Origin of the sequence: Pseudomonas violetae, assembly GCF_023072615.1 — a bacterium.
Taxonomy (GTDB): domain Bacteria; phylum Pseudomonadota; class Gammaproteobacteria; order Pseudomonadales; family Pseudomonadaceae; genus Aquipseudomonas; species Aquipseudomonas violetae.
Map to the genome: position 1 here is coordinate 1 of NZ_JAKNRW010000018.1, position 18,372 is coordinate 18,372.

General features: G+C 60.7%; 17 protein-coding genes and 3 tRNA genes. All 20 read right to left on the minus strand.

Annotated elements, in window-relative coordinates:
- Positions 1–191: DUF4880 domain-containing protein (locus L9059_RS19185; protein ID WP_247292517.1), on the minus strand; the 191-nt coding region annotated here is incomplete at its 3' end.
- Positions 188–697 carry a sigma-70 family RNA polymerase sigma factor gene (locus tag L9059_RS19190; RefSeq protein WP_247292518.1) on the minus strand — a complete coding sequence of 170 codons (510 nt, stop codon included), beginning with the start codon at positions 695–697 and terminating at the stop codon, positions 188–190. The genes L9059_RS19185 and L9059_RS19190, both read right to left, overlap by 4 nt.
- Positions 698–914: 217 nt before the next feature.
- Positions 915–991 (minus strand) — tRNA-Asp (locus L9059_RS19195).
- Positions 992–1,080: 89 nt separating this feature from the next.
- Positions 1,081–1,157: transfer RNA gene (locus tag L9059_RS19200), tRNA-Asp, on the minus strand.
- A 54-nt stretch (positions 1,158–1,211) separates the two neighbouring features.
- Positions 1,212–1,287 (minus strand) — tRNA-Val (locus tag L9059_RS19205).
- Between the two features lie 227 nt (positions 1,288–1,514).
- Positions 1,515–2,291 carry an SDR family oxidoreductase gene (locus L9059_RS19210; protein ID WP_247292519.1) on the minus strand — a complete coding sequence of 259 codons (777 nt, stop codon included), beginning with the start codon at positions 2,289–2,291 and terminating at the stop codon, positions 1,515–1,517.
- Complete coding sequence (locus tag L9059_RS19215) at positions 2,288–3,499, minus strand: O-succinylhomoserine sulfhydrylase (protein WP_247292520.1); 1,212 nt, start codon at positions 3,497–3,499, stop codon at positions 2,288–2,290. Before L9059_RS19215 ends, L9059_RS19210 begins: the two co-directional genes overlap by 4 nt.
- Before the next feature lie 157 nt (positions 3,500–3,656).
- Positions 3,657–5,162 carry an amidophosphoribosyltransferase gene (gene purF / locus L9059_RS19220; RefSeq protein WP_045057939.1) on the minus strand — a complete coding sequence of 502 codons (1,506 nt, stop codon included), beginning with the start codon at positions 5,160–5,162 and terminating at the stop codon, positions 3,657–3,659.
- Positions 5,163–5,203: 41 nt separating this feature from the next.
- Entirely contained in the window at positions 5,204–5,764 is a 561-nt protein-coding gene (locus tag L9059_RS19225) for a CvpA family protein (protein WP_247292521.1), read from the minus strand.
- Between the two features lie 98 nt (positions 5,765–5,862).
- Complete coding sequence (locus L9059_RS19230) at positions 5,863–6,528, minus strand: SPOR domain-containing protein (RefSeq protein ID WP_247292522.1); 666 nt, start codon at positions 6,526–6,528, stop codon at positions 5,863–5,865.
- Positions 6,512–7,819 carry a bifunctional tetrahydrofolate synthase/dihydrofolate synthase gene (gene folC, locus L9059_RS19235; RefSeq protein ID WP_247292523.1) on the minus strand — a complete coding sequence of 436 codons (1,308 nt, stop codon included), beginning with the start codon at positions 7,817–7,819 and terminating at the stop codon, positions 6,512–6,514. Before folC ends, L9059_RS19230 begins: the two co-directional genes overlap by 17 nt.
- A complete protein-coding gene (accD, locus tag L9059_RS19240; RefSeq protein ID WP_247292524.1) occupies positions 7,816–8,736 on the minus strand; it encodes an acetyl-CoA carboxylase, carboxyltransferase subunit beta in 921 nt (306 codons plus the stop codon). Before accD ends, folC begins: the two co-directional genes overlap by 4 nt.
- A gap of 177 nt (positions 8,737–8,913) precedes the next feature.
- Positions 8,914–9,540 (minus strand): phosphoribosylanthranilate isomerase, encoded by a 627-nt coding sequence (locus L9059_RS19245; protein WP_247292525.1) that lies wholly within the window; start codon positions 9,538–9,540, stop codon positions 8,914–8,916.
- Between the two features lie 63 nt (positions 9,541–9,603).
- On the minus strand, positions 9,604–10,428 hold the full coding sequence (gene truA, locus L9059_RS19250; protein WP_247292597.1) for a tRNA pseudouridine(38-40) synthase TruA: 825 nt from the start codon (positions 10,426–10,428) through the stop codon (positions 9,604–9,606).
- 173 nt (positions 10,429–10,601) lie between these two features.
- Positions 10,602–13,250: a motility hub landmark protein FimV gene (locus L9059_RS19255; RefSeq protein WP_247292526.1), complete on the minus strand. Its 2,649-nt coding sequence runs from the start codon at positions 13,248–13,250 to the stop codon at positions 10,602–10,604.
- A 93-nt stretch (positions 13,251–13,343) separates the two neighbouring features.
- Positions 13,344–14,354: an aspartate-semialdehyde dehydrogenase gene (locus L9059_RS19260; protein WP_247292527.1), complete on the minus strand. Its 1,011-nt coding sequence runs from the start codon at positions 14,352–14,354 to the stop codon at positions 13,344–13,346.
- Positions 14,355–14,473: 119 nt separating this feature from the next.
- Positions 14,474–15,586 (minus strand): aspartate-semialdehyde dehydrogenase, encoded by a 1,113-nt coding sequence (gene asd, locus L9059_RS19265; protein ID WP_045057948.1) that lies wholly within the window; start codon positions 15,584–15,586, stop codon positions 14,474–14,476.
- A gap of 69 nt (positions 15,587–15,655) precedes the next feature.
- Positions 15,656–16,738: a 3-isopropylmalate dehydrogenase gene (gene leuB, locus L9059_RS19270; protein ID WP_247292528.1), complete on the minus strand. Its 1,083-nt coding sequence runs from the start codon at positions 16,736–16,738 to the stop codon at positions 15,656–15,658.
- 66 nt (positions 16,739–16,804) lie between these two features.
- Positions 16,805–17,572: a class I SAM-dependent methyltransferase gene (locus L9059_RS19275; protein ID WP_247292529.1), complete on the minus strand. Its 768-nt coding sequence runs from the start codon at positions 17,570–17,572 to the stop codon at positions 16,805–16,807.
- Between the two features lie 146 nt (positions 17,573–17,718).
- Positions 17,719–18,363, minus strand: a complete 645-nt coding sequence (leuD, locus tag L9059_RS19280; RefSeq protein WP_247292530.1) for a 3-isopropylmalate dehydratase small subunit — start codon at positions 18,361–18,363, stop codon at positions 17,719–17,721.
- Positions 18,364–18,372 lie beyond the last annotated feature (9 nt).

Here is an 18,372-nt window from a genome sequence, read left to right on the forward strand (position 1 = left end):
GGAGGCAAGTCGGCAAAACGCTGGCGCAGCGCCTGGGCTTTCTGCCAGGCCTGTTCGTGGGTGGCACTGGTATCACGCCAGCGCTGCAAGTTCGCGCGGTCGTGCTCGTTGGCACCGCCGGATTCCAGCAGCGCAAGCCATTGCGCGGCGGCACGCACGGCCTGGCGGGTATCGGACGCTTGAGTGTTCACAGGTCCACCAGCAGGCAATGCTCATAAGCCTGGGCCATGTAACGCTTGATCGTACGTTCAGACACTTGCAGGCGTTCAGCGATTTGCGCGTAGGTCAGGCCGTCGAGCTGGCTCCAGAGAAACGCCCGGCGCACGGCCCGCGGCAAACCGTCGAGCAGCTCCTCCAGCGCCTGCAGGGTTTCCAGCAACAGCCAGCGATGTTCAGGGGATGGCGCGCAATCTTCGGGCATCGCTGCCAGCGCCGCCAGATAGGCTTGTTCCAAGCTGCGGCGCTGGTAGAAATTGCTCAGCAGGCGTTTGCCCACGGTCAACAGATAGGCACGGGGCTCTTGCAGGTCGGCGATCCGCTGGGAGCTGGCAAGTACTCGCAGGAAAGTATCTTGGCTGAGATCTGCCGCATCACTGCCGTTGCCCAGGCGTTTGCTCAACCAGGTTTCCAGCCAGCCACGGTGATCGCGGTACAGGTCATGAAGGGTTGGCTCCGTCGGCATCACTGCATCACTCATCTCAAGAAGGCCTGCGCCAGGAGTTGTAGTAAATGAGAGTGATTCTAATTAATGTTGGACCCGTACAGGAAGCTCTTTATGCATTGAGTGCGCAGAAAGGCAAATCGCAGACACAAAAAACCCCGGTCTTTCGACCAGGGTCTCCGCTATCGACTCGAAGACAACCAATGGCTGTTCTTCGTAGCTCCAAGGCGTTCAGTGGGCCTTGTCGCAGATATGGCGCAGCGGACGGGACTCGAACCCGCGACCCCCGGCGTGACAGGCCGGTATTCTAACCGACTGAACTACCGCTGCGTATCGCTTTGGACTTGCGTCCTAACTCGTCTGACTGGAAGCTTCGAGGCTTTCAATCTCGAATCAGGTCAGACCTGACTCGGAAAATATGGCGCAGCGGACGGGACTCGAACCCGCGACCCCCGGCGTGACAGGCCGGTATTCTAACCGACTGAACTACCGCTGCGCGTCGGTGGAGGCTTTTAAAGCTTCCATCTTGCTTTCGCAAGACTCTCGGAAGTGGTGGGTGATGACGGGATCGAACCGCCGACATTCTGCTTGTAAGGCAGACGCTCTCCCAGCTGAGCTAATCACCCGTTTGCATCTCCGAGGCCGCGAAATTTACGCAGGTAGCGAACCTAAGTCAATAGCAGGATTGAAGTTTTTCTGAAAAAGACAAAATCGTGTCAGTGGCTGATGAGCTCGGTGACCACCAGACCGCTATCGCGAGCCGGCTCACTCCTACAATTGTCCGCGTTGCACCTTTGGGAGCGAGCCTGCTCGCGATGACGGCGGAACATCCACCATCAATGTTTCAGTCCTGTCACTCGCTGTAAATCATCTTCTTGGTCATGCCACCATCCACCACGAACTCCTGCCCCGTAACGAAGCCGGCGTTCTTCGACAGCAACCAGGCCACCATCGCCGCCACGTCCTCCACCGTCCCTACCCTGCCCGTTGGATGCTGGGCGTGGTCAGCATCGGTAAGCGGTTCGGCGCGGCGCGCGGAAGGGTCGCGTGCATCGATCCAGCCCGGACTGACGGCATTGACCCGAATCTCCGGCCCCAGGCTGATCGCCAGTGCATGAGTCAGGGCCAACAGGCCGCCCTTGCTCGCCGCATAGGCTTCAGTGTTGGGCTCCGATTGCCCGGCGCGGGTCGAGGCCAGGTTGACGATCGAACCGCTGTGAGCGCGCAGGTACGGCGCACAGTGCTTGGCCAACAGCATCGGGCCACTAAGATTGACCGCCAGCACGCGGTTCCAGTAGGCCAGGTCGAGGCTTTCCAGGGTGATGTTGTGCGGGTCTGCCACCGCCGCGTTGCAGACGAGCGCATCAAGCCGCCCGAACTGCCCCAGCACCTCGGCCACGCCCAGTGCCACCTGCCCCTCGTTCGAAACGTCCATGGCGATGAACCAGGCGTTATCACCCAGCACCTTCGCCACTTTCGAACCGCGGGCGCGGTCCAGGTCGGTCAGCACGACTTGCCAGCCTTCACTGACCAACCAGGCCGAAATGCCCAGGCCGATGCCACGCGCAGCACCCGTGACCAACGCGACACGGCCATTGGTGCCCGTGCCAGGCGCGGACAACTCGATCACAGCGCAGCCAGGCCGCGCGCTAGATCGGTTTGCAGGTCTGCCACGTCTTCCAGGCCGACCGCGACACGGATCAGGCTGTCGCGGATCCCCGCTGCTTCGCGCTCCTGCGGCGCCAGGCGACCGTGAGAAGTGGTGCTCGGATGGGTAATGGTGGTCTTGCTGTCACCGAGATTGGCGGTGATCGAAATCAGGCGAGTCGCATCAATAAAGCGCCACGCGCCCTCTTTGCCACCCTTGACCTCGAAACTCACAACCGCGCCAAAGCCCTTCTGCTGGCGCAAGGCCAACTCGTGCTGAGGATGACTTTTGAGGCCTGCGTAATGGACTTTCTCGATGCCGTCCTGCTGCTCCAGCCATTCAGCCAATTGCTGGGCGTTGGCGCAGTGCGCCTTCATCCGCAGGCCGAGAGTTTCCAGACCCTTGAGAAAGATCCAGGCGTTGAAGGGGCTCAGAGTCGGACCGGCGGTGCGCAGGAAGCCGACGACTTCTTTCATGTGCTCGCTGCGACCGGCTACCACGCCGCCCATGCAACGCCCCTGGCCGTCGATGAACTTGGTCGCCGAGTGCACGACGATGTCCGCGCCCATCTTCAGCGGCTGCTGCAACGCCGGGGTGCAGAAACAGTTGTCGACCACCAGCATTGCGCCCTTGGCGTGCGCGATTTTCGTCAGTTCGGCGATGTCCACCAGCTCTGCCAGAGGATTGGACGGGGACTCGACAAACAGCAATTTGGTATTGCCCTTGATCGCCGCATCCCAGCCAGACAGCTCCGCCAGAGGCACGTAATCGACTTCGACACCGAAACGCTTGAAATACTTTTCGAACAGGCTGATGGTCGAGCCGAATACGCTGCGCGACACCAGCACGTGATCACCGGCGCTGCACAGGCTCATCACCACGGCCATGATCGCCGCCATCCCGGTGGCGGTCGCCACAGCTTGTTCGGCGCCTTCCAAGGCAGCGATGCGCTCTTCGAATGCGCGAACGGTCGGGTTGGTGTAGCGCGAGTAGACGTTGCCCGGCACTTCCCCGGCAAAGCGCGCCGCCGCGTCGGCAGCGGTGCGGAATACGTAGCTGGAAGTGAAGAACATTGGATCACCGTGTTCGCCTTCCGGCGTGCGGTGCTGGCCGGCGCGTACGGCCAGGGTATCGAACGCTACGCCTTCGAGGTCGCTGTCCAGCCGACCGGCATCCCAATCCTGACTCATGCTGTCACTCCTTGATTCATTACACTAAGAAAGACATCCACCCAATGTAGGAGCGAGCTTGCTCGCGAAGAAACCAAGGACCGCGCGTTGAATCTAACTCCCCGCGTTATCGTTGACGTCCATCGCGAGCAAGCTCGCTCCTACAGCGGCCAGTTACTCAGTTGTTGTACAGATCGATAATCGCGCTGACTGCCTGGGTCTTGACCTTGGAGGCATCGTTACGTGCCTGCTCGATCTTGTTCAGGTAAGCCTCATCAACATCGCCTGTGACGTACTGGCCGTCGAACACCGCGCAATCGAACTTGTCGATCTTGATCTTGCCGCCACCGACCGCTTCGATCAAGTCAGGCAGGTCCTGGTAGATCAGCCAGTCGGCGCCGATCAGGTCGGCCACGTCCTGGGTCGAACGATTGTGGGCGATCAGTTCGTGCGCGCTCGGCATGTCGATGCCGTACACGTTCGGGTAACGAACAGCCGGTGCCGCCGAGCAGAAGTAGACGTTCTTGGCGCCGGCTTCGCGAGCCATCTGGATGATCTGCTTGCAGGTGGTGCCGCGAACGATCGAGTCGTCCACCAGCATTACGTTCTTGCCGCGGAATTCCAGCTCGATGGCGTTGAGCTTTTGGCGTACGGATTTTTTCCGTGCCGCCTGGCCCGGCATGATGAAGGTCCGGCCGATGTAGCGGTTCTTCACGAAGCCTTCGCGGAATTTCACGCCCAGGTGGTTCGCCAATTCAAGGGCTGCGGTGCGGCTGGTGTCTGGAATTGGGATGACTACGTCGATGTCGTGATCTGGACGCTCGCGCAGGATCTTCTCGGCCAGCTTCTCGCCCATTCGCAGACGGGCCTTGTAGACCGATACGCCGTCGATGATCGAGTCCGGGCGCGCCAGGTAGACGTGTTCGAAGATGCACGGGGTCAGGGACGGATTGTTTGCGCACTGGCGGGTGTGCAACTTGCCGTCTTCGGTGATGTAGACCGCTTCGCCCGGTGCCAAGTCGCGAATCAGGGTGAAGCCGAGCACGTCCAGGGACACGCTTTCGGAGGCGATCATGTATTCGACGCCCTCGTCGGTGTGACGCTGGCCAAAGACGATCGGGCGGATGCCGTGCGGGTCGCGGAAACCGACGATACCGTAGCCGGTAACCATCGCCACAACCGCGTAGCCACCGACGCAACGGTTGTGCACGTCAGTGACCGCTGCGAATACGTCTTCTTCAGTTGGCTGCAACTTGCCGCGCTGGGCCAGTTCGTGGGCGAACACGTTGAGCAGCACTTCCGAATCGGAATTGGTGTTTACGTGGCGCAGGTCAGATTCGTAGATCTCCTTGGCCAACTGTTCAACGTTGGTCAGGTTCCCGTTGTGCGCCAGGGTAATGCCGTAAGGCGAGTTGACGTAAAACGGTTGAGCCTCGGCCGAGGTCGAGCTGCCAGCGGTCGGGTAACGGACATGACCGATACCCATATGACCGACCAGACGCTGCATGTGACGCTGATGGAACACGTCACGCACCAGCCCATTGTCCTTGCGCAGGAATAACCGGCCATCATGGCTGGTCACGATACCGGCAGCGTCCTGGCCGCGGTGCTGGAGGACGGTTAGCGCGTCATACAGCGCCTGATTCACGTTCGACTTACCGACGATACCGACGATGCCACACATGCGACGCAACCCCTACTTAATAGATCTGAACTGAGCAACACTCACTGCGGCGTTTTGGCCGTTGGCAAGAGTTGCTCCTTGAACGGTATCTCAGCGGGTACGCTGATACCGCTGGCAAGCCACTGACTGCTCCACCCGAGAATCAGGTTCTTGGACCAGTCGGCGACCAATAGAAACTTTGGCACGAGCTGTGATTCTTTCCACCACCCGTCCTGCTGTACCGGCCCCAGGCTCAACAGCCCGACCGCCACGACCACCAGCAACACGCCACGCGCGGCGCCGAAGGCCATGCCGAGGAATCGATCGGTCCCGGACAACCCGGTGACGCGTACCAACTCGCCGATAAGATAATTGATCATTGCGCCTACTATCAGAGTGGCGACAAACATGATGGCACAGCCCGCGATCACACGAGCCGATGGTGTTTCGATGTATCCGACGAGGTACTCGGACAATGCACCACCGAACATCCAGGCTACGACTCCTGCGATGATCCAGGTCACCAGCGATAGCGCTTCCTTGACGAAGCCGCGGCTAAGACTGATCAATGCGGAGATGGCGACGATTGCAACGATCGCCCAGTCAACCCAGGTAAATGGCACAGTGCAGCCTACAGACAGATAAGGCGGCGCATTTTAGCAGAGCGCATGCCTGTCGGTAAGCTGCGATTAGCAGTGCATTTCAATCGGAGCGATAGTTTTTAACTGCGTTCAGGCTGGAAACGCACCACAAAGCCCTTGAGGTTCCGCTGACGACTCAACAAATCGCGCAAACGGTCGGCCTCGGCGCGCTCGATCAGCGGCCCGACAAACACCCGATTCTTGCCATCAGCCGTGCGAATGTAGGCATTGTAGCCTTGGGCACGCAGGGATTTCTGCAAGCTTTCGGCACTGGCACGGTTCGACAGGCTGGCCAGTTGCACCGACCAGCTGACTGACAGGCCATTGGCATCGACACGGCTTTGGCTGGTGTCCGGCTTGCCGGGTGTCGCCGTGATTGGCTGGGCCGGCGGCGTGCTTGGCTTGGCGGCCAACGCCGGTATTGGCGCGACTGGCTTGGCTGCCGGGGCAGGTGCAGGAGCGACGGGTGCCGCAGGCGCAATCGGCGTAGACGGCACTTCCTGCTGGGCGATTTCCTCGTCGCTCGGCACCGGTTCTTGCGGCAGCGCCTGGGGCTCAGGCACGACCACTGGCTCGACCTGGACCTGCGGCACCGAAGGCGCTTGCGGGGCCACGGGCGCCTCGACGATCACCTTGCGCTGCTCATCCTGGCGGGAAAACAGCATCGGCAGGAAAATCACCGCCAGTGCCACCAGCACCAGGGCGCCAACCATGCGTTGTTTGTAAGCCTTATCCAGCAATGCCATTTGCCGCTTCCTCCGTGGAGCGCCGGGCCAACCACTCAAGGGCCTCAGCGACACAATAAAATGATCCGAACAACAGAATCTCGTCGTCGCTCGTCGCTCGTGCGCACTGCCCTTCCAAGGCTGAGGCCACGCTGGCATAGGACGTCACCGAAGCCCCAAGGTTCTGCAGCACCCGCTCTAAATCGTCCACCGGGCGCGCCCGGGGGGAATCCAGAGGTGCAACAGCCCAATGCTGGACACTGGCATTCAACTGGCTAACGACACCGTCCAGATCCTTGTCCGCCAGCAAGCCGAACACTGCCAGACGCTTGGCGACCGGCGGACGACTGGACAGACGGCGAGCAAGATATTCGGCCGCATGGGGATTATGCCCCACGTCGAGCAACAGGTGCAGACGTTTGCCCTGCCATTCGAACTCCCGACGGTCGAGTCGCCCCACCACACGAGTCGCTTTCAGGGCTTCAATGACCTGCGCCTCCACCCAAGGCAACCCCAGCAGCAGATAAGCCTGCAAAGCCAACGCGGCGTTCTCCATCGGCAGGTCGAGCAACGGCAGGTCCCGCAACTCGACTGCCCGGCCCTGCGCATCAAGACCGCGCCATTGCCAGTGGTGATCGGTAACGCCCAGATCAAAGTCACGCCCACGCAGAAAAAACGGGCAGGCCAGCTCGCGGGCTTTATCCAGCAGAGGTTGCGGAGGATTCAGATCGCCGCAAAGCGCAGGAGCGCCCTGGCGAAAAATGCCGGCTTTTTCGTAGGCCACGGATTCTCGGGTATCACCCAGGTAATCGGCGTGATCGACACCGATACTGGTGACGAGCGCCATGTCCGCGTCCACCACATTGACTGTGTCCAGACGCCCGCCCAGGCCGACTTCGAGCACCACCGCATCCAGCCCCGACCGTTGAAACAGCCAGAACGCCGCCAGGGTGCCCATTTCGAAATAAGTCAGGGAGGTGTCGCCGCGGCCCGCCTCGACTGCCGCGAAAGCCTGGCACAGCTCGGCATCAGTCGCTTCGACGCCGTTGACCTGCACCCGTTCGTTGTAACGTAGCAGGTGCGGGGAGTTGTAGACACCGACTTTCAGGCCCTGCGTGCGCAGCAATGAAGCCACGAATGCGCAGGTAGACCCCTTGCCGTTGGTGCCCGTGACAGTGATCACCCGAGGCGCCGGCCTGCCCAGTCCCATGCGGGACGCTACCTGCTGCGAGCGCTCCAGCCCCATGTCGATGGCCGAAGGGTGCAACTGTTCCAGGTAGGCGAGCCACTCGCCAAGGGTACGTTGGGTCATATGTTGGCAGGCACCGGCGGAACCACGATCGGCTCGATTGGCGCGGCGACGAATTTCGGCGTCGGCAACCCCATCATCTGTGCCAGCAGGTTGCCCAGGCGTGGACGCAATTCCTGACGATGAACGATCATGTCGATCGCACCGTGTTCCAGCAAGAATTCGCTGCGCTGGAAGCCTTCTGGCAGTTTTTCGCGCACGGTCTGCTCGATCACGCGCGGGCCGGCAAAGCCGATCAGGGCCTTTGGCTCGCCGACAATCACGTCGCCCAGCATCGCCAGGCTGGCGGAAACACCGCCGTAGACCGGGTCGGTGAGTACGGAGATAAACGGGATGCCTTCTTCACGCAGACGCGCCAGCACCGCAGAAGTCTTGGCCATTTGCATCAGGGAGATCAGGGCTTCCTGCATCCGTGCGCCACCGGAAGCGGCAAAGCAGATCATCGGGCATTGGTTTTCCAACGCGTAGTTGGCGGCGCGAACGAAGCGCTCACCGACGATGGCACCCATGGAGCCGCCCATGAAGGAGAATTCGAACGCCGAAACCACCACCGGCATGCCCAGCAGGGTGCCACTCATGGACACCAGCGCGTCTTTCTCGCCGGTGGCTTTCTGGGCTGCGGTCAGGCGGTCCTTGTACTTCTTGCCGTCGCGGAACTTCAGACGGTCCGCTGGTTCCAGGTCAGCGCCCAGTTCGGCACGGCCTTCGGCGTCAAGGAAGATGTCGATGCGCGCGCGTGCGCCGATACGCATGTGGTGATTGCACTTTGGGCAAACGTCCAGGGTCTTTTCCAGCTCCGGACGATAAAGCACCGCCTCGCAAGATGGGCACTTGTCCCAAAGACCTTCAGGCACCGAGCTCTTCTTGACCTCGGAACGCATGATCGAAGGGATCAGTTTGTCTACTAACCAGTTGCTCATGCTTTCTTTCTCCAGTACCGGCGGCTCGAACGCTCTGGTTCGCAGCCCCGCGTATGCCCTTGAGCTAAATTCATGTGTGCGGCGATGATCCAAGGATGGCCGGATCAGCGAATCGTGACCTGCGTACCACCCAAAAACCCTCAGCCATGCCTGTGGACGGCGGCAGTCTGCCAGCCGTCACATCAACGTGCCGCGTACCGCCTTGATGAATGCGTGAATCCTTACGTGATCCTTAATCCCCTTGCTCGCCTCCACCCCACCGCTGACATCCACCGCATAAGGCCGCACCCGGGCAATTGCCTCGGCGACGTTATCGGGCGTCAGGCCGCCAGCCAGAATGATCGGCTTGCTCAGGCCTTGCGGAATCAAAGACCAATCGAACGCCTCTCCGGTTCCCCCTGGCACGCCTTCGACATAGGCGTCGAGCAGAATACCGCTGGCACTCGGAAATGCATCGCATGCCGCGGCGATATCATCGCCGGCCTTGACCCGCAGCGCCTTGATGTACGGCCGATGCCAACCCTCACAGTCAGCTGCGGTCTCATCGCCATGGAACTGCAACAGGTCCAGCGGCACGGCGTCGAGGATTTCCCCCAGTTCGCAGCGACTGGCGTTGACGAAGAGGCCGACGGTAGTCACGAACGGCGGCAACGCCTGGATGATCGAGCGTGCCTGGTGAAAGGTAACGGCGCGCGGGCTCCTGGCATAGAACACAAAACCTATGGCATCCGCCCCCGCCTCGACCGCTGCCAGCGCATCTTCTAAGCGGGTAATCCCGCAAATCTTGCTGCGAACGGCTGACATGTCGATAAAACCCCAAGGTAATTCCGGGAAAGTCCCGGATGGTAACAAATGCGTTAGAGGGCGTCAGCCGTCAAGTTCGGCGAAACCGGTAAGGAAGTGTGGGCCAATGTAACGCTCGGGTAACTGGAACTCGTCACGGTATTCCACCTGCACCAGATAGAGCCCGAACGGATGAGCGGTCACCCCGCCTGATCGGCGGATGCGGCTCTCCAGCACTTCCTTCATCCACTCCACCGGACGCTCGCCGGCGCCAATGGTCATCAACACGCCGGCAATATTGCGCACCATGTGGTGCAGGAACGCACTGGCACGGATGTCCAGCACGATCATCTTGCCATGACGAGTGACACGCAGGTGATGCAGCTCCTTGACCGGTGACTTGGCCTGGCACTGGCCGGCCCGGAAGGCGCTGAAGTCATGGGTGCCAACCAGGTATTGCGCCGCCTCGGCCATGCGCTCGACATCCAGGGGGCGGTGATTCCAGGTGATCTCCTCGTTAAGGTGTGCCGGACGGATCTGATCGTTGTAGATCACGTAGCGATAACGCCGGGCGATGGCCTTGAACCGCGCATGAAAGTGCGCAGGCATGGCCTTGGCCCAGCTGACACTGACATCGTGGGGCAAGTTGATGTTGGCGCCCATGACCCAGGCTTTCATCGAGCGCTCGACCTGGGTGTCGAAGTGCACCACTTGGCCACAGGCGTGCACCCCGGCGTCAGTGCGCCCGGCGCAGAGCAGCGAGACCGGTGAGTCTGCGACTTTCGACAGGGCGTTTTCCAGGGTTTCCTGCACGGTGAGCACACCCGATGCCTGGCGCTGCCAGCCGCGATAGCGCGAACCTTTGTATTCAACGCCCAGTGCGATGCGGAAAAAACCGTCAGCCACCATTTCGGCGGCCGGATTATCTATATTTGCCAAGGGGTGACAGCCTGCTGATGTGCGCAAAGGCGGGCATTATAAGGCTGCGGCGCGGGGATACCAGTAAGATCAAAAGATCGTCTTCTCCCCCCCAAAAAAAACGGCAGCCTCGATGGCTGCCGCTTTTGATCACACCCTGCCCATCAAACCAGCCGCGACAGCATCTCCTTCGCTTCGCTCTTCTGCCCTTCATCGCCTTCGGTCACCACCTCGTTGAGGATGTCCCGCGCGCCATCACTGTCACCCATGTCGATGTAAGCCTGGGCCAGGTCAAGCTTGGTCGCGACTTCGTCGGTGCCCGAGAGGAAATCGAACTCGGGCTCGTCAGCGGCAGACGCCAGGGCGTCATCGGCGGTGAAGGTCGGCCCGCTGATATCCTGGGACAGGCGATCCAGTTCGGCGCCGAGATCGTCCGGCTCGGCGGGCAACGCTTCAGGCGCACCCTGTGCATCCATCTCGTCAGCCAGCGACAAGTCGAAGTCATCCGGCAGCTCCAGATCGTCCAGCGGCACTTCAGGAGCGCTGGGCACTTCAGCGACAGGCAGGTCCTTGACGCCTTCGTCAAGGTCCAACAGGAAGTCATCCTCGGCCAGGATCGCTGGCGAGGTATCGCCACCGAGGTCCATGTCCAGATCGAAATCCGACAGGTCGTCGAGGTTTTCCTTGATCTCGGTCTGCTGCTGCAACACCGATTGGAAACTCAGGTCGTCGTCAACCGGGAACTCGTCAAGCTCGCCCAGGGCGTCAGGCTCAGCCTCAGCCTCAGGCGCAACCACCGCTGGAGAAGGGGCTTGCAGGTCATCCAGGCTCAGGTCGAAGGTTTCGTCCAGCTCATCTACAGCAGCCGGCTCAGGCTCTGGAGCAGGCTCCTGTGGCTCGTCTAGCATCAGGTCCTTGACGTATTGCGCATCCATTTGTGCAGCCAGGGCAGCCGCAGCAATACCGCCTGCGGCGACCAGTGCCATGGCTGGGAAGCGGCTTTTAAGCTGTTCGACCTGGGCATAGTTATCGCCATTGGCCACCAGCTTGCGCTCCTGGGCGACGAAAGCATCGCGATCACCCTGCTGGCCGTAGACTTCCATCAGCTTGAGGCGCAAGTCGCTGCGCTGAGGCTCCTGCTTGATGCCGTCCTCCAGCAGCGCGCCCGCCTGATTCAGCCGGCCTGCGTTGATGTGCGACTGAGCCCGGGCCAATACGTCATCGGAGTGCTCAGCAGCCGGCGAGATCAGTGGCGCCGCGATGGGTGGAGTAACGATCACCGGCGCAATCACCGGTGCAGGTGCCCGTGCTGGCGCGGCAGTCGGCTCCGGCACGGTCGCGAGTTTCACGCTCGGCGGTGGAACTTCCAGACCTTCAAAGCTGCTTTCCGGCAGATCCTGATCGACCGAGAACTCTTGCTCTTCGGACAATGCGCGAGCCATGCGCAGGTGCTTCTCCGCTTCCTGCTTGGCCTTGCGGCGACGGGCCAGCAGCAACAGCAAGAGCAGCAAAACAATTGCCCCACCGCCTACCATGCCCAGGAGCCAGGGGTTGGTCAGCAGGTCGTTGTATTTCTGCGCGTCCGTGGCCTTCGCCGGTGTTGGCTCGACAGGCTTGTCCTCGACCACCGGCGAAGCTTCAGGAGCAGCGACTGGCGCTGGCGGCACGGCTGGTGCCGAAGTCGCCGCAGTATCAGCGGCCAGCTCGGCGCTGATCGCCGGGGTGGTCGCAACATCCGCAGGCGTTTCTATAGCGCCGTCAGCCTGCAACTTGGCCAGTTGATTGTTCTTCAGTTCGATCAGCTTTTGCAGCTTGTCCAGCTGGCTCTGCAGATCCGACATGCGACTTTTCAGTTCTTCGTTGTCCCGACGGGTGGTGTCGAGGCTTTCCTGGGTCACCGCCAGCTTGTTGCTTAAATTCTTCGCGTCGCCCGCCGCACCTTTTGCACCGGCCTTGCCGGCCTCAGCCGAGACCAGGCTGAGGTTATCCCTGGCGGCTTGCGATGAAGGGGCATCACCACGAGGCCGATTGGTGGCGTCGAGCTGCTGTTGCCCAGCGCCGGGCCGGGGCACATAACGTCGCCCCTGACGCCAGGCGGTGTTCTGCGCGGCGACTTCAGCGATGGCTTTCGATTGCGGCAGGCTGGTGCTCTGCACCTGGTCTGGCAGACGCAGCACTTGTCCGGTTTTCAACCGATTGATGTTGCCGTCGATAAAAGCATCCGGGTTCAGCGCCTGGATCGCCAGCATGGTCTGCTGGATCGAGCCGCCATTGCGCGCCTTCGCGGCGATTTCCCACAAGGTGTCGCGTCGGGTGGTGGTGTACTGGGTCGCCTTGGTCGCACCGGTAACGGGTGCCGTCACGGCCTGGGTCGGTGCTGGCTGCGCAGCGGCATCAGCAGTCTGCGGCGAAAACTTCGAAGGGTCGAGCAACACGCTGTAGTCGCGCAGCAAGCGACCGTTAGGCCACATGACCTGCACGAGGAATTTCACCATCGGCTCGGACAATGGCTTACTGGACGTCACACGCAGGATGCTTTTGCCGCCCGGGTTGAGCACCGGGGTAAAGCTAAGGTCGTTGAGGAACGCCTGGCGATCGACGCCAGCCTTGGCGAAATCTTCTGCCGAGGCCAGGCTTGGCAACACTTCGGCAGCCGTCAGTTCCTTGATATCGAGGAGCTCAATCTCCGCCACAAGCGGCTGGTTCAGGGTCGACTTCAGGGTCAACTCCCCGAGCCCGAGGGCATGCGCCATACCGGAGGACAGCGCCGAGGCGGCCGCTATTGCTAACACCAGTTTGCGAACTTGAACCATAGCCTCATCCTTAGTTTGAACCGCGCTGTCGAGCACTGCGGGCAAGCATAGCGCCCGACAGCATTCAGTCGACAAATTATTGGCAAGTATCTTTTACGAAAGGTCTTTTATCAACAATTCAGCCACCTGCACTGCATTGAGTGCCGCACCTTTGCGTACGTTATCTGACGTCAGCCACAGATTTAGTTCCGACGGGTCGTCGATTCCCCGGCGAACCCGCCCGACGTAGACAACGTCCTGACCTACCGCGTCACCGACTGCGGTCGGATAATCACCGGCCTCGACCAGCTCAATGCCCGGAGCATCTTCCAGGGCTGCGTTCACTTGCGCCAGGTCGACTTCGTCGCAAGCCTGCAGGGTCACACTATAGCTATCGCCGAAAAACACCGGGGCTTGAATGCACGTGACGGAAATTTTCAACGAAGGCAGTGCCATGACCTGACGCACTTCGCGCACCAGGCGCTTTTCCAGCAGCGTGTGGCCCTGCTCGTCTGGCTTGCCGACCTGGGCCAGCAGGTTGAACGCCATCTGCCGATCAAAGAAGCTTGGCTCCAGCGGGCGTACATTGAGCAGCTCGGCCGTCTGCCGGGCCAACTCGGTAACCGCCTCGCGACCTTGCGCAGACACGGCGAGGCTGGCGGTCAGATTGATGCGCTGCAGGTCGATAATGCCGAGCAAGGGTGCCAGCACTACGGCCAGCGTGGTGGCCGACGGGCTCGGGCTACTGACCTGGAACGGTTTTTTCATCCCTACAAGCACGTGGGCGTTGGCTTCGGGCACCACTTGGGGCGCCTGATCGGCCGGCAAGGCACCGGAGAGGTCGATCAGCGAGCAACCGGCGGCAGTGGCGCGCGAGGCGAAACTGAGGGTAACGGCGGGACCGGCGGCGAAGAACACCAACTGGACCTTGCTGAAGTCGAATTCATCGACTTCACGTACTCGCAAGTTCTTGCCGCGAAACGGCACCGAATGCCCGGCTGACTCGCTGCTGGCGAGCAGGTGCAGGCTGCCAACCGGAAAGTCGCGCTCTTCGAGGATCTGCACCAGCGTTTCGCCGACCGTTCCGGTGGCGCCAATTACGGCGATATCAAACGACTGGGTCATGGTGCTACCTCTGGCGAAACGGGGGGAGCGGCACTTTACCGGGTGGAAGGGGTGCAGGCAATTTCATAAAAAAACCCGCACCTCTTTCAAGGCACGGGCTCTTTCATCACGTCAACCGATCAACGCTCCAGCAGGATCCGCAGCATGCGACGCAGCGGTTCGGCGGCGCCCCACAACAGCTGGTCACCGACGGTGAACGCACCCACGAACTGGGAACCCATGTTCAGCTTGCGCAGACGACCCACCGGTACATTCAGAGTGCCGGTGACCTTGGTCGGGCTCAGCTCCTGAATGCTCGCTTCACGGTTGTTCGGCACCAGCTTGACCCACGGATTGTGCTGGCTGATCAGCCCTTCGATATCGGCGATCGGCACGTCTTTGTTCAGCTTGATGGTCAGCGCCTGGCTGTGGCAGCGCATGGCGCCGATGCGCACACAGATGCCGTCAACCGGAATCGGGCTCTTGAAGCGACCGAGGATCTTGTTGGTCTCGGCCTGGGCCTTCCACTCTTCGCGGCTCTGACCGTTGGGCAGCTCCTTGTCGATCCACGGGATCAGGCTGCCAGCCAACGGTACGCCGAAGTTTTCGGTCGGGTAGGCGTCGCTGCGCATGGCTTCGGCCACACGGCGGTCGATGTCGAGGATCGCGCTGGCCGGATCGGCCAGTTGATCAGCTACAGCGGCGTGGGTCGCTCCCATCTGCTTGATCAGTTCACGCATGTTCTGCGCGCCGGCACCGGAAGCTGCCTGATAAGTCATGGCGCTCATCCACTCCACCAGGCCGGCTTCAAACAAGCCGCCCAGGCCCATCAGCATCAGGCTGACGGTGCAGTTGCCGCCAATGTAGTTCTTGGTGCCAGCATCAAGCTGCTGGTCGATGACCTTGCGGTTCACCGGGTCCAACACGATCACCGCGTCATCCTGCATGCGCAGGCTGGAAGCGGCGTCGATCCAGTAACCCTGCCAGCCGGCTTCGCGCAGTTTCGGGAAGACTTCGCTGGTGTAATCGCCACCCTGGCAGGTCAGAATCACGTCGAGGGTCTTCAGCTCTTCAATGCTGTAAGCGTCCTTGAGTGGAGCAATGTCCTTGCCCACAGACGGACCTTGGCCACCGACATTCGAAGTGGTGAAAAACACCGGCTCGATAAGATCGAAATCCTGCTCTTCCAGCATCCGCTGCATGAGCACGGAACCGACCATACCGCGCCAACCGATCAGACCTACACGTTTCATCGCAACTACACCTTCTTTAAAAAGTGGGCCGCTGCTTTCAAAGTAGAAAGTGGCAGCGGGCCCGAGAGATTACAGATTCCGCAGCGCGGCGACTACTGCGTCACCCATTTCCTGCGTTCCGACTTTAGTGCAACCGGTCGACCAGATGTCGCCGGTGCGCAGCCCTTGGTCCAGGACCAGGCTCACCGCTTTCTCAATGGCGTCGGCCGCAACCTGCTGATTGAAGCTGTAACGCAGCATCATCGATACCGACAGGATGGTCGCCAGTGGGTTGGCAATGCCTTGGCCTGCGATGTCCGGCGCCGAACCGTGGCACGGCTCGTACATGCCCTTGTTATTGGTGTCCAGGGACGCCGACGGCAGCATGCCGATGGAACCGGTGAGCATCGACGCCTGGTCAGACAGAATGTCGCCGAACAGGTTGTCGGTGACGATCACGTCGAACTGCTTCGGTGCACGCACCAGTTGCATGGCGGCATTGTCGACGTACATGTGGCTCAGTTCGACTTCAGGGTAATCCTTGGCCACCTGCTCGACGACTTCACGCCACAGCTGGCTGGATGCCAGTACGTTGGCCTTGTCCACCGAGCACAGCTTCTTGCCGCGCACCATGGCCATGTCGAAACCGACACGGGCGATGCGGCGGATTTCGCTTTCGCTGTACGGCAGGGTGTCGTAGGCCTGGCGTTCGCCGTTCTCCAGGGTGCGGGTGCCACGTGGCGCGCCGAAGTAGATACCGCCGGTCAGTTCACGGACGATCAGGATGTCCAGGCCAGCAACGATTTCGGGCTTCAGGCTCGACGCCTCGGCCAGTTGCGGGTAAAGGATTGCCGGACGCAGGTTGCCGAACAGGCCCAGTTGCGCACGAATTTTCAGCAGGCCGCGCTCAGGGCGGATGTCACGCTCGATAGTGTCCCATTTCGGGCCGCCCACGGCGCCCAACAGTACGGCGTCGGCGGCACGTGCACGATCCAGAGTTTCGTCGGCCAGCGGCACGCCGTACTTGTCGATGGCGGCGCCGCCGATCACGTCGTGGCTCAACTCGAAGCCCAGGTCGAACTTGTCACTGGCCAATTCCAGGACCTTGACCGCTTCGGCCATGATTTCCGGGCCAATGCCGTCACCTGGAAGAATCAGAATCTGCTTGCTCATGCTTTCCTCTTGTCATCAGTCGGTGCGCCCTGCGAGCACACCCGGAAAAATTCTATCGTTTGGGGCTTATTTTTCGGCGAACAGCACCAACACGTCGGTGCTGAACGAACCATCGGCCTCAATCTCGAAATACTCGCGCACTTCGTTGCCCATTGCCTGCTGTAACTCACGGATCGCTGCGCTCAACACCTGGGGTGTACGCATGCGTTCGACCCAGCTGCTGTACTCCAGGCGCAAGCGTTGACGCGTGGTGCTGCGGGTGTGCAACCCGGCTTCGCTGACATGACGCAACCACTCGCCGGCGCAATAATCGCGCACATGGCTAGTGTCGCGCAGCACTTCGACAGTTTGCAGGTAAGTGTCAAACAATGGACTGCCCGGTGACAACACATCAATGAACGCCGCTACCCCTCCGGGTTTCAGGACCCGCCGCACTTCCCGCAACGCCAGGCCGAGATCGCTCCAATGGTGCGCCGAATAACGGCTGAAGACGAAATCGAACTCACCCTCGGCAAACGGCAGGCGCTCGGCGGCACCATTGACGGTGGTGACATTGCACAAACCACGATCGACAGCCGCGGCGGTGACCACATCGAGCATTTGCTGCGACAGGTCGTACGCCACTACTTCTTTCACCAGCGACGCCACGTGAAAACTCACGTGGCCAGCGCCACAGCCGAGGTCCAGCACGCGGGCGTTGGCCTGCCCCGTCAATTCAGCCTGTAGCAAAGCGAATTCAGTGCCTTGAGCGTGGACGGCGCTGCTCAGATAGGCCGAGGCCTGTTCACCGAATTGCTTCTGGACTACCTGGCTGTGCTGGGCGGTGCTGGTCATAGGGACTTCCTTTTTGGGGTGAGTCTTTGTGTTGTTTATTCGGGCCTCATCGCGAGCAGGCTCGCTCCCACAGGGTTTTGTGAACGCCGCACGTCCAATGTGGGAGCCAGCCTGCTGGCGATGGCGTCATCACGCCTTACGCAAACTTATGCGTCGCGAAACAACCAAGGCTGGCTCGCGCGGTGCTTGGCTTCAAACGACGCAATTGCATCGTGGTCCATCAACGTCAGGCCGATGTCGTCCAGGCCATTCAACAGGCAATGCTTGCGAAACGCATCAATCTCGAAGCTCAGCACCTTGCCATCCGGGCGAGTCACCGTCTGGGCTTGCAGATCAACCTGCAACTGATACCCAGGATTGGCTTCAACCTGCTGAAAAAGCTCATCGACTTCAGCGTCGCTCAAGATGATCGGCAACAAGCCATTCTTGAAGCTGTTGTTGAAGAAAATGTCGGCGTAGCTCGGCGCGATGATGCTGCGGAAACCGTATTCTTCCAGGGCCCACGGCGCGTGTTCACGGCTGGAACCGCAACCGAAGTTTTCGCGGGCCAGCAACACGCTGGCGCCTTGATAACGCTCGGCGTTAAGGACGAAGTCCTTGTTCAGCGGACGCTTGGAGTTGTCCTGATAGGGCTGACCCACATCCAGATAACGCCATTCATCGAACAGGTTCGGGCCGAAACCCGTGCGCTTGATCGACTTGAGGAACTGCTTCGGGATGATCTGATCGGTATCGACGTTGGCCCGATCCAGAGGCGCGACAAGTCCAGTGTGCTGGGTAAAAGCTCTCATGCTGCGCTC